This window comes from Rhodospirillaceae bacterium, assembly GCA_002746255.1.
In the GTDB taxonomy this organism is placed as follows: domain Bacteria; phylum Pseudomonadota; class Alphaproteobacteria.
Genome location: NVWO01000007.1, coordinates 18,168 through 30,235 on the forward strand (window position 1 = coordinate 18,168; position 12,068 = coordinate 30,235).

A 12,068-nucleotide genomic window follows, 5' to 3' on the forward strand; every position below is an offset into this window, starting at 1 on the left:
CGGAGAGAACCTGAAAAAAAGTCTAAGAAAAAACATAAGGTTGAAAAGAATGGAGAAAATAAGAACGGCTGTCATCGGGGTTGGCTATTTCGGTAAATTTCACGCTGACAAATATGCGGGTCTTGCCCTTTCGGAATTTACCGCTGTCGCCGACAGCGATCCGGCACGCGCCAGGGAAATTGCCGAAAAACACGGTGTGTCGTTCGTTTCCGACTATCGGGACCTGCTTGGCAAGGTCGATGCGGTCAGCATCGCCGTGCCGACACCCTTTCATTACGAGGTCGCCAAGGCTTTTCTTGAAAACGGCGTGCATGTTCTGATTGAAAAGCCAATCACAGGCGACCTTGCCGAGGCCGACGAGTTGATCCGTCTGGCAGCGGAAAACGGCCTTGTGCTTCAGGTCGGGCATCTTGAGCGATTTTCGGCGGCCCGGCTCGGACTCGAAGGGGTGATTAATCGGCCTCTTTTTATCGAATGCAACCGTATCGCTGCTTTCAAGCCGCGCGGCACGGATGTCAGCGTGACTCTGGACATGATGATTCACGACATTGACATGATCCAATATCTCGTCAAATCGCCAATATCCGAGGTCGATGCGGCCGGGGCGCCGGTTTTTTCAGGGGAGGAAGATATCGTCAATGCGCGGCTTCACTTTGAAAATGGCTGCATTGCAAATGTGACGGCAAGCCGTATCAGCATGAAGAACGAGCGCAAGATGCGTATCTTTCAACACGATGCCTATCTCATGATCGACTTTGTGAACAAAAAAGTGGTCGTCGCCCGGAAGGGGGAAGGGGAAAGCCTTCCCGGCGTTCCGAAAATTGACGTTGAAGAGCACACGTATGAAGACGAGGACATTCTAGAACGCGAAATCGATGCGTTTCTGAAATCCATTGCGGAAGGTCGCCCCCCCCTCGTCAGCGGTGAAGACGGTCGCCACGCCCTTGAAACGGCCTTGTTGATTAACGAGAGCCTGAAACTGCATGCGAGCCGCAGCCAGGCTCTTGGTGCAAAAGGGACGCTGCCTGGTTAAGGGGGGCCTGTCTATGGAAGCGGAAGCCTGCCTTTCTCCAATCCCTCTATGGCGAGGCGGACCGCTTCGCCACGGCCGATGCGACTGTGGCACGGCTTTTTTCGTGAATTTTTGCGAAAAAACGAGTATATCGCTGTTACCCTTTGGAAGGTTGATCTCTTGAAAATGACGTCGAACTCGTCCCCAGCCCCAGTTAATGTCACAGCCCCGTCAGGGACCGCTAGCAGCGACGCTCTCCGCCATGACTGGCAGTGCGAGGAAATTCTTTCTCTTTTTGATCGTCCCTTTAACGATCTTCTTTTTGAGGCGCATTCGCTGCACCGTCGCAGTTTCGATCCGAACCGCGTGCAGATCAGTACATTGCTCAGCATCAAGACGGGCGGTTGCCCGGAAGACTGCAAATATTGCGCGCAAAGTGCTCGCTACGATACCGATCTTGAGGCGGAAAAGCTCCTTGCCGTGGAAGAGGTCGTGCGCGAGGCGCGCAAAGCAAAAGCGGTGGGGGCGACGCGTTTTTGCATGGGGGCTGCCTGGCGCAATCCAAAGGACCGGGATCTTCCTTGCGTCCTTGAAATGATCCGCGAAGTGAAGGCGATGGGCCTTGAGACCTGCGCCACCCTCGGCATGGTGACGGCAGAACAGGCCGCCGCATTGAAGGAAGGCGGCCTGGATTATTACAATCACAACGTCGATACGTCGGAAGAATTCTATGGCGAGATCATCACGACGCGAACGTATCAGGATCGCCTCGACACCCTGGCCAATGTGCGCGCTGCGGGCATGAAAGTATGCGCGGGCGGTATTCTTGGCATGGGAGAAGCGCGCAAAGATCGTGCAGGCATGCTGATGACCCTTGCCAATTTGCCGACACACCCTGAGAGTGTACCCATCAACCTTTTGATACGGGTTGCCGGAACGCCATTTGAAAAGAGCGAAACGGTTGATCCGATTGAATTCGTGCGCACTGTGGCGGTTGCCCGGATTCTTATGCCGCAATCCGTCGTCCGTCTGTCGGCGGGGCGCGAACATATGACCGATGAGATGCAGGCCCTTTGCTTCTTTGCCGGCGCCAACTCGATCTTCTATGGCGAAAAACTACTGACTGCCGGCAACCCGGAGGAAAGCGCGGACCGCGCTCTTTTTGAACGTCTCGGTCTTAAGGGTGAAGAACTTTCCGCGCCGCCTGACGAACATCCGCATCGATGACGCGCCCGCCGCCGGATATGCCGGGGCGGCATTCAGAACATCTTTGGCTGCCCTATACCCAGATGGCGACGGAAACGCCGCCCCTGGAAGCGGTGGCGACGGAAGGCACACGCATTCGCCTTAAAGATGGCCGCGAACTTATTGATGGCATTGCGTCCTGGTGGACGGCCTGTCACGGTTACAACCACCCCCATATCCAAAGGGCGGTTGCCCACCAGCTTGAAGCCTTTCCCCATATCATGTTCGGCGGATTTCTTCATGAACCGTCGGTGCGTCTTGCGGACCGCCTTGTCGCGCTGTTGCCGTCGGGGCTGTCGCGCGTCTTCTTTTCTGAATCCGGCTCTGTCGCGATCGACATTGCGCTAAAACTTGCGGTCCAATATTGGACCAATCGGGGCCAGACCGGGCGCGACCGTTTTGTTGCATTTCGTCGTGGCTATCATGGCGACACGCTGGGGGCGATGGCTGTCTCGGACCCCGGTGTCGGCTTTCATGACCGCAAGCATTTTGGCGATTACATTCCCGAACAATTTTTTGTGGACGTTCCTGACGATGCCGAAGGGGCGAAGCGTTTCGAGGATTTTCTGGCGTGTAACGCGAACAGAATTGCGGGTGTCATTCTAGAGCCGCTTGTTCAGGCGGTTGGCGGCATGCGGTTTCATTCTTCTGAAACCCTGCGTTGGATATCGCAAGCCTGCACCCGCCAGGGCGTGCTTTTCATCGCCGACGAAATTGCCACGGGCTTTGGGCGTACAGGCGCGCTTTTTGCGTGCGAGGAGGCAGGCATCACGCCGGACATTTTGTGCCTTGCAAAGGCGCTGACCGGCGGCACGCTTCCCCTGGCGGCGACGGTTGCGACGTCTGAGGTTTTTGACGCTTTCTATGGGGAAGACCCGGAAAAAGCCTTCCTGCACGGCCCCACCTTTATGGCCAACCCACTGGCCTGCGCTGCGGCGAACGCGTCCCTCGATTTGTTTGAGAGCGAGCCGCGGCTCGAACAGGTGGCGGCGATTGCGGCGCATTTGCGTTCCGCGCTCGCGCCATGCCGTGCCTTTTCCGGCGTTTGCGACGTGCGCGTGAAGGGGGCTATCGGTGTTGTTCAGCTTGAAGGCGAGGTCGATCACGACTGGTTGCGCGGTCGTTTTATCGAAGAAGGGGTCTGGATTCGCCCCTTCGGCGACATGGTTTATCTGATGCCGCCCTTTGTGATCTCAGAAGAAGAATTGGCCTGTCTTACAGACGCCATCGTCAAGGTGGTTGGTGAGTGGTCGGTGCAAAAGCGGGCATAAAAAACCCCCGACCGCGATTTGCGCGCCGAGGGTTTTTAACGTTTGGCTTTGTTAGCCAAGGAAGGCTTTTTTGATCCGGTTGTTTACGAGATCGGGCTTCTCCCACATCAGGAAATGGCCGCCGTCTGGCACATATTCCATCGTGTAATTGTTGTACCAGAGCGGAACATCGTTGGACCAGGCGGAGGGAACGACGGGATCCCCCATGCCCCAAAGGAAGGTCATTTTAAGATCCGAGATTGTGCGATCCAGCGGCGTCCACGGGTTGCTGGTGATCGACAAATTCGCCCGGTAGAAATTGAACCCCCCATGCACGTTTCCGGGTTTGACGAAATTATCCGTAAAGATTTCCAGCTCCTCATCCGTGAGCAGATCCTTGTTGTAGGACCAATGCGTGAGGAAATGCTGGAAGTAGCGCTTCGTCGCTTTGCGCGAAGAAGAAACCACGTCAACGGCCATGTCGAGCTGGTGGAATTGCGAATACCAGGATTCCGGGAAATGCCCGACGCTTAGATAGCGTGGCCCAAAACCGGGAACGATGGGGTTCATGACGAGGGCTTTGATGACCCGGTTGCGGTATTTGCGAATGAATTTGTGAGCGACGATGGAGGCGTAGTCGTGGCCGACGATGTAGGCCTTCTCAATGCCCAGGGCATCCATCAACTGGACGTAGTCCTCAGGGACGTGATTGAGATGGTAGCTCGAAATGTCCTTGAGGTCGGGCTTTTCCGTATCGCCATAACCGCGCATGTCGGGAACGATCACGTCAAAATGCTTGGCCAGTTCGCCGATATTTTTGTGCCATTCCCACCAATAGCCCGGCCAGCCATGCCACAGGAGGAGCGGCGGGCCCTTGCCCTCGCGGACGTAATGCATCTTGACGTCTTTTAGCTGGACATAGTGATGCTTGAAGTCTTCGGGCCTGCGGATGCCGGAGGCGGCCAGCGCAGAGGGAAGGAATGCGTTCGGCGCTTTCTGTTGGAAGGGAATGCCAGCACCAAGAAAGGCACCCGCAGTGGCGAGGCCGGCGCGTTTGAGAAAGCTGCGGCGTCCATTGTTCAAAACCGGATTGAAAAGGGCGGCGTCCACAATATCGTTGCTCTGGGATTCTATTTTTAGAATTCCACGCTCTGTCTTGGTGGTCGTCATAGGTTTTCCTCCCTAAAGACTTTTCTTTTTGGGTCGCGCACATGGTGGCGACTGCATTCAAGTATGCCTATTTTGGTCGCCAGAGGAAACAATTTCAGGCTCCCAAATGGGAAATCCGGTCCCAGTTTACCTCTTGTCAAGTTTGCCCCTACAGGGTTAAGCCAAGTTCTTGGCTCTCGGAAGGCGTCGAAGAAGGAAAATTGGCAATGGATTCTGAAAAAGAGCGCTCCATCCTGACGATTGCCTGTCCGGACCGGACGGGGATTGTCGCCGCCGTTGCCGGCTTTCTAGCAAACCAGGACTGCTTTATTGCCGAATCGTCTCATTTTGGTGACATGAAGACCGGGAAGTTTTTCATGCGGACGGTCTATCTGCGCGGGGCGAAGACGCCTTCCCAGACGGCGCTTTTTGCGAAATTTTCCGAGATCGCCAAGCCTTTCCAGATGGATTGGGATATTTATGACGCGCGCGCGCGCCCAAAGGTCCTCATCCTGGTTTCGCGGTTCGATCATTGCCTGAACGATCTGCTTTACCGTTACCGGACGGGGGCGCTTGGGATGGATATCCCGGCGATCGTTTCAAACCACCCGGATCTGGCCGAGCTTGCCAACTGGCATCGCATTCCCTTTCACCATTTCCTGGTCACCGAGAAGACGAAAGGTGAGCAGGAAGCTAGAATTCTGGCCCTTATCGAGGAAAGCGGTGCCGAACTTGTTATTCTTGCGCGCTATATGCAAATTCTGACGCCGGAGTTTTGCCGGAGGTTGTCGGGGCGTATCATCAACATTCACCATTCCTTCCTGCCAGGGTTCAAAGGAGCGAAACCCTACCAGCAGGCTCACGAACGCGGCGTGAAACTGATTGGCGCAACGGCGCATTACGTCACCCCCAATCTTGACGAGGGGCCGATCATCGAGCAGGAAGTCGAGCGTGTAGACCATGCCGGCACGATCAAGGAATTCATCCATGTTGGCCGGGACATCGAAAGCGTCGTGCTGGCACGCGCGGTGCGCTATCACCTCGAACGTCGCGTTCTCCTGCACGGAAAAAAGACAGTCGTCTTCCGGTAGATATAGCCGGGTGAAGGGGCCGTAAGATTAATGCGCGTGCCCGTCCGCGTCATGGCTCTGGTTGTGGGGGGCTTTCTTCTGGTTCGTATGGGCGGGGGCTTCGTCATTTGTCTCGATTGTGGGTAGGGACTGGACCCCAAGGCCGTGGCGGAAAACCAGATTGCCGCCCTTGAAGCCGGTGATGGCAAGCATGCCGAGCCCAACGACAAGAACAGCAAGAAAGGCGGGGGCGACGCGCCGTTCTTGCCGATGCATCCATGCGGCCCACAGTGCCAGACCCCACCAGACAAGCGCAGTTGGCACGGCCCAGTTTCGATGGTTGGTCATTGCCCCGTGGCTTACTTCGTCATGGGCGACCGTGCCATAGGCATAAAAACCGGCGCCGATTGTAAGGATCGTAAAAAAAGCACCAAGCCAAAGGTTCCAGTAAGCCGCAATTTGCAGCGATCCGGCCCAGCGTTTTCCGGAGAAGGCGGCGCTTGCGAGAAAAAACAACCCTGAGGTTCCAAAGAGGGCGATTGTGAAATGGACGAAAATTGGGTGCCAGTTGGGCAAAATTTCGATCACGAATTTCTCCTGCGTCCTTTTTTCTTTGTATTTTGGCAGCATAGCCTCTCTCATAATGGTCTTACCCATTTTATGTAGATGAAGACAGGTTCCATGGTCGATTTCACGCTTTCTCCGGAAATTCGCGATTTTCAGAAACGCATCCACGCCTTTGTTGCCGATCGGATTTTGCCCCTTGAATCGGATCCGAGTGCCTATGACGACCATGAAAACATCGCACCCGAACGGCTGGAGGGCTTGCGCACGGCGGCAAAACGCGAAGGCCTCTGGGCGCTGCAAATGCCGAAATCGCGTGGCGGCCAGGGCCTTGGCGTCGTTGGCATGGCGATCGCTTATGAGGAAATGGGGCGATCAATCTTCGGGCCCGTCGTCTTCAACGCCGCAGCGCCTGATGACGGCAATATGCTTTTGCTGAACCGCGTCGGCACGGAGGCGCAAAAGGACCGTTGGCTGCAACCGATCATCGATGGCGATGTCCGGTCCGCCTTTGCGATGACGGAACCGATGCCGGGTTCAGGCTCGGACCCGGCCGCCATGCGGACGACGGCGACGAAAACGGGAAAGGAATGGATCGTTCATGGGGAAAAATGGTTCACGACAGGGGCCATGGGGGCCAGGCATTTTATCCTTGTGGCGCGCACGTCGGACAATCCAAGACGGGGCTTGAGCGCCTTTCTCTTTGATAGTGATCAGCCGGGCTGGGAAGTGACGCGCCGCACGCCGATCATGGGGCCGGAGGAACATGGCGGCCATTGCGAACTTCGCTTTGACGGCCTTGCGATCCCGGACGCGAACCGGCTGCTTGAAATTGGTGACGGTCTGAAGGTCACGCAGATCCGCCTTGGCACGGCACGGCTGACGCACTGCATGCGCTGGCTGGGGATGGCCAAGCGGGCGCTGGAAATTGCCGGCGACTACATCTGCGAGCGCGAGAGCTTTGGAACAAAACTTGCCGACCACGAAGGCGTCCAATGGATGATGGGCGAGGCGGCGAAGGAAATCGCCGTCGGTCGGCTGCTCACCCTGCACGCAGCCTGGAAGCTGGATCAGGGCGATTTTGCCCGCAAGGAAGTTGCGATGGCCAAGATTCAGGTGGCGGATACCCTGCACAAGGCGGTCGATACGGCGATGCAGCTTTGTGGGGCGCGTGGCTATTCAAAGGATATGCCGCTTGAGTGGATGTACCGCTATGCCCGACAGGCGCGTCTCGTCGATGGCGCGTCCGAGGTCCACAAGATGGTTTTGGCACGCTTTTTGTTGAAAGAAGGCGCGGATTTCTGGTCGTGGGAGTGATCGAGCCCGGTTTGCGCACCCGCCTGGAGAATTTTATCGCCGAGGCCACCAGCGCAAAATCGGTGGCCCTGCTTGCGTTGGAGCCTCTTTCCGGGGGCGCCGTTCAGGAAAACTGGCGCCTTGATGTTGAATTTGCCGACGGACCCTATCGGGGAAAACGGGCGTGGGTGCTGCGTGCCACGGCACCGGCCGGCATTCCGAACAGCCATAGCCGGGCCGAGGAATTCGCTCTGCTTGAAACGGCCCACGGGGCGGGGGTGCTGGTGCCGAAGCCGCTTTTTTTGTGCAACGAGAAAAGCGTATTCGGGCGGGATTTTTTCATCATGGAACGCCTTTCTGGCCTTGCTGCCGGCCACCGCCTGGTTCGCGATGAAAACCTGGACGGCGAGGGGCTGTTGCGGCACCTCGGCACCGAACTTGGGCACATTCACGGCATCCGCCCACCACCATGCCAAGCGCTTGGGTTTCTCGATCTGCCGGAAGTGTCGCCGGCCCTTGAAGCGGTCCGTCGCCTGCGGGCCCAAATTGAGGCCCATCCACAGCCGCACCCGGTTTTTGAATGGGGCTTACGCTGGCTTGAACAACACGCGCCGGAAGCTCAGGCCGTGGTTCTTTGCCACCGCGACTTCCGTACCGGCAATTACCTTGTCGAAGCGGGTAAACTTACCGGCCTGCTCGATTGGGAATTCGCCGGTTGGGGGGACCCGATGGAGGATGTGGGCTGGTTCTGCGCAAAATGTTGGCGTTTTGGGGCCAATGCCCGCGAGGCAGGCGGGATCGGCTCGCGCGAGGCTTTTTATCGGGCCTATGAAGAGGCCTCCGGCCTTTTGATTGTGCCGCCTTCCGTTCATTATTGGGAGGTCATGGCGCATTTGCGTTGGGGGGTCATCGCGGTTCAACAATGCGGCCGGCATCTGAGTGGCAAGCGTCCTTCGCTGGAACTTGCGTTGACCGGTCGGCTTGTGGCTGAAATGGAGCTTGAGATTCTTGCCCTTATCGAACGGGCGGATCGGGGAGAAGAGGCCTGATGCAGGATCGCCCGACGACGTCGGAACTTCTAAAAGCGGCGCGCGACGCCTTTGTCCAAGACCTGCTGCCTGAAATTACGGGTGAGAAGCGCTATGTGGCGCTGATGGTGGCTAATGCGCTTGCGATCCTTGGCCGCGACCTTGAAAGTGATGCGGCGTTTCTTCAAAAAGAATATAAGCGTCTTCAAGGACTTCTCGATGTTTCCTTATCTGAAACCGAAGATTTAGGCGGGCTTCGGGCCAAGGTCGAAACCCTCAACCGCCAGTTGGTGGCGCAAATTCGCGCCGGCGCCTTCGACGAACCAGAGGCGGCCTGTGCGCGCCTGCGCACGCATCTTCACGCCACCACTGCTGAGAAGCTTGCCACCAGCAATCCGAAGGCTTTGCGGAAGCAGAACGACGTGCGTAGACCTTGGCGGTAAAAATTGACTAGCCCGGCCACTCTTCTAGAATAAAAAGCGAATTTCTTTCAGGGGGGAATGTCATGTTGAACACCAATCTTCAGATTATCCTCGCTCAAAATCCGGTCGGTAAGTTCAGCGGCAAAGATTTCGAAATCCGTAAGGCAGCTGTTCCACGTCCGAAGAAGGGGCAGTTTCTTGTCCGCAACCTTTACCTTTCCCTGGATCCGGCAAACCGTCTTTGGGCGTCCCCCTTTGCCAGCTATACGCCGCCGGTTGGGCTTGGCGAGGTGATGCGCGGCTTTACGGTCAGCGAAGTCATTGAATCAAAACATCCAAAATTCAAGCCAGGCGACATCGTCCAGGGGATGGACGGTTGGCAGGAATATGCCATTTCGAACGGGGTCAATTACAACGAGAAAGGCAAGGTCGATACCTGGAACCTGAAGGCCGTCGTCAAGGCCGGTCTGCCCATTTCGACGGGGCTTAGCGTTCTTGGCACGACCGGGATGGCAGCCTATGTAGGGGTCATCAAAACCGGCCAGCCGAAACGCGGCGAAACGGTGCTGATCTCCGGCGCTGCGGGGGCGACGGGCTCCATCGCTGGCCAGATCGCGAAAATCAAGGGCTGCCGTGTCGTCGGCATCGCCGGTTCCGATGCAAAATGCAAAATACTTCGCAAGGAATTCGGCTTTGACGCGACGATCAACTACAAAACCCAGAATCTGGACAAGGCCATCGCCAAGACCTGCCCGAAAGGCATCGATATCTATTTCGATAACGTTGGCGGCGATACGCTGAACATTGCGCTGACCCACATCAACGATCACGCGCGCGTTGTTATTTGTGGAGCAATTTCCCAATACACGACGTTGGAAAAAGGCATCCAGGGGCCATCAAATTACGGCTATTTGCTGTTCAAGCGGGCGCGCATGGAAGGCTTTATCGTTCTCGATCATTACGTCAAGGATCGGGGAAAAATGGAGGCGGACTTAATCCGATGGCTCAAGGCGGGGAAGATCCACTACCGCGACGAGGTCGTGAGCAGCCTGAAAAACGCGCCGAAGGTTATCAATCGCCTTTACGATGGGCGGAACATGGGCAAGCTTACGGTCAAGATTGGAAAAGAGCCGAAGATGCTTGGCCGTGCAACGCCGGCGCGCAAACCTTCCAAAGTAAAACGCAAAGCCAGCACGCCAAAACGTAAAGTCACCAAAGCAAAACGTCGCTAGGCGGCGGTCTTTTTTTCTTTTTGTATTTCGGCCGGGGAGGAATGCCTCCCCGGCCGGTTCTTTATCAATTTAAAAACCGCGTCCTTCACATATTTGCGCGACTAGAAAACGGGGGTTTCGCGATAGGTTCCCCAAAGCTCCCGCAAGGTTTCCACGATATCGCCCATGGAAGCACCAGCTTTCACAAGCTTAACTGTGATCGGCATGATGTTTTTGTCCGGGTCCTTGGCGACTTCGACGAGCTCTTTCAACAGGCTCTGAACCTTGTTCTCGTCGCGTTCGTCCCGCACTTTTTTCAAGCCTGCGATCTGCCGGTCCGTGGTGGTGTGATCGTGGGGATGCAGTTCCACGTCGAAGACTTCGTCTTTCTCGACGAATTTGTTTACCCCGATCAGCGGGTACTCGCCGCTTGCCTTTTTCATCGCCGTCTCGTAAGCGAAGTCGGCGATGTGGCGCTGGAACCAGCCTTCTTCGATCAGCTTGATCGTGCCGCCCTTTTCATCAATCTCGTCGAGAATCTTGAAGATTTCCTTCTCGTACTCGGTCGTCAGGTGTTCGACGAAATACGAACCGCCCAGTGGATCGATGACCTGGGTAACGTTCGTTTCTTCGGCAATGACTTGCTGGGTGCGAAGGGCGATCTTCATCGCTGCTTCCGTCGGGATGGCAAAGGCTTCGTCCATGCCGTTCGTGTGCAGGCTCTGCGCGCCGCCAAGGACGGCGGAAAGGGCCTGAACGGTCGTGCGCATGATGTTGACCTTGTATTGGGGCTTGGTCAACGTCGCTGCGGCCGTCTGGCAATGGAAACGAAGCCGCATGGATGCCGGATTTTTAGCACCAAAGCGTTCTTTCATGATCTTTGCATAGACCCGACGTGCTGCCCGGAACTTTGCGATTTCCTCGAAGAAATCACGCTGGCATACAAAGAAGAAGGCGAGCCGGGGTGCGAATACGTCAACATCCAGGCCGGTTTTTATAACTTCTTCCACATAGGTAATCGTGTTCGCCATCGTGAACGCAACTTCATGTACCGGAGACGAACCAGCTTCCGAAACGTGGTAGCCGGAAATATTGATCGGATTGAAGCGCTTCATGTTCTCGGCGCAGAAGGTGATGCAGTCGCGGACGATGCGGACAGAAGGTGTGATCGGATAGATCCATTCCTTCTGTGCCATATATTCTTTCAGAATATCCGCCTGAACCGTTCCGGAAAGCTTGTGTGGGTCGTATCCCCGCTTTTGCCCAAGGGCGTAATACATGGCCAGCATGATCCACGCCGAAGGATTGATGGTCATGGAGACGGAGATGTTTTCAAGGTCGATGTCGGCGTAAAGCGCCTCCATATCGGCCAGGGTATCGACGGCAACGCCTTCACGACCGACTTCACCGATGCTCATCGGGTGGTCTGAGTCATATCCCATAAGGGTTGGCATATCGAAATCGGTAGAGATACCGGTCTGGCCCTGCTCGATCAGGTATTTGAACCGCTTGTTCGTGTCCTCGCCGGTGCCGAAACCTGCAATCTGGCGCATGGTCCAGTTGCGGCCACGGTACATGGTCGGATAGGGGCCACGGGTGAAGGGATATTGGCCAGGCAGGCCAATGTCCTCAAGCGGCGTTTCTGCCACGTCGAGTGCTGTATAGACGCGTTTTACCGGGAAGTTGCCGAAGGTGGTGAATTGTTCCTTCTGCTCCGGTTGACGGTTGAGGAAGGTGGCGAGTTCTTTCTTCTCCCATTTCTCAAATTGCTGTTCAAGCCGTTCGAGAGCCATGTTGTCCAGGGCCTGCTTTTCGTTAATC

At 56.1% G+C, this 12,068-nt stretch carries 11 protein-coding genes; 8 read left to right on the forward strand and 3 right to left on the reverse strand.

The genetic code is table 11. The features are described from left to right. The first annotated feature begins 49 nt into the window (after positions 1-49). The 3 genes from COA65_05725 to COA65_05735 all read left to right on the forward strand — a co-directional run bounded on the left by COA65_05725 (position 50) and on the right by COA65_05735 (position 3,528). Positions 50-1,033 carry a UDP-N-acetyl-D-glucosamine dehydrogenase gene (locus tag COA65_05725; GenBank protein ID PCJ59565.1) on the forward strand — a complete coding sequence of 328 codons (984 nt, stop codon included), beginning with the start codon at positions 50-52 and terminating at the stop codon, positions 1,031-1,033. A gap of 165 nt (positions 1,034-1,198) precedes the next feature. After that, entirely contained in the window at positions 1,199-2,239 is a 1,041-nt protein-coding gene (gene bioB / locus COA65_05730) for a biotin synthase BioB (protein ID PCJ59624.1), read from the forward strand. A 17-nt stretch (positions 2,240-2,256) separates the two neighbouring features. Further along, the gene (locus COA65_05735) at positions 2,257-3,528 is read left to right on the forward strand and encodes an adenosylmethionine--8-amino-7-oxononanoate transaminase (GenBank protein PCJ59625.1); all 1,272 of its coding nucleotides are present in this window, start codon (positions 2,257-2,259) and stop codon (positions 3,526-3,528) included. A 51-nt stretch (positions 3,529-3,579) separates the two neighbouring features. Here COA65_05735 and COA65_05740 read toward each other — a convergent pair whose 3' ends face one another. Next, the gene (locus COA65_05740) at positions 3,580-4,677 is read right to left on the reverse strand and encodes a hypothetical protein (GenBank protein ID PCJ59566.1); all 1,098 of its coding nucleotides are present in this window, start codon (positions 4,675-4,677) and stop codon (positions 3,580-3,582) included. A gap of 206 nt (positions 4,678-4,883) precedes the next feature. Between COA65_05740 and purU the strand changes: the two genes are divergently transcribed. Next, positions 4,884-5,747: a formyltetrahydrofolate deformylase gene (gene purU / locus COA65_05745; GenBank protein PCJ59626.1), complete on the forward strand. Its 864-nt coding sequence runs from the start codon at positions 4,884-4,886 to the stop codon at positions 5,745-5,747. 27 nt (positions 5,748-5,774) lie between these two features. Here the strand turns inward: purU and COA65_05750 are convergent, their stop codons facing one another. Next, positions 5,775-6,521, reverse strand: coding sequence for a hypothetical protein (locus COA65_05750; GenBank protein ID PCJ59567.1), 747 nt, complete (start codon positions 6,519-6,521; stop codon positions 5,775-5,777). Between COA65_05750 and COA65_05755 the strand changes: the two genes are divergently transcribed. From COA65_05755 to COA65_05770, 4 genes are all read left to right on the forward strand, one after another. Then, on the forward strand, positions 6,408-7,607 hold the full coding sequence (locus COA65_05755) for an acyl-CoA dehydrogenase (protein ID PCJ59568.1): 1,200 nt from the start codon (positions 6,408-6,410) through the stop codon (positions 7,605-7,607). The genes COA65_05750 and COA65_05755 overlap by 114 nt on opposite strands. Continuing rightward, positions 7,607-8,635 carry a phosphotransferase family protein gene (locus COA65_05760; GenBank protein PCJ59627.1) on the forward strand — a complete coding sequence of 343 codons (1,029 nt, stop codon included), beginning with the start codon at positions 7,607-7,609 and terminating at the stop codon, positions 8,633-8,635. The genes COA65_05755 and COA65_05760 overlap by 1 nt, the downstream gene beginning before the upstream one ends. After that, positions 8,635-9,057 (forward strand): hypothetical protein, encoded by a 423-nt coding sequence (locus tag COA65_05765; GenBank protein ID PCJ59569.1) that lies wholly within the window; start codon positions 8,635-8,637, stop codon positions 9,055-9,057. Before COA65_05760 ends, COA65_05765 begins: the two co-directional genes overlap by 1 nt. A 62-nt stretch (positions 9,058-9,119) precedes the next feature. Next, complete coding sequence (locus COA65_05770; GenBank protein ID PCJ59570.1) at positions 9,120-10,268, forward strand: NADP-dependent oxidoreductase; 1,149 nt, start codon at positions 9,120-9,122, stop codon at positions 10,266-10,268. A 101-nt stretch (positions 10,269-10,369) separates the two neighbouring features. On the opposite strand, the gene COA65_05775 is transcribed toward COA65_05770, so the two are convergent. Beyond that, positions 10,370-12,040 carry a methylmalonyl-CoA mutase gene (locus COA65_05775; protein ID PCJ59628.1) on the reverse strand — a complete coding sequence of 557 codons (1,671 nt, stop codon included), beginning with the start codon at positions 12,038-12,040 and terminating at the stop codon, positions 10,370-10,372. Between the last annotated feature and the right edge of the window lie 28 nt (positions 12,041-12,068).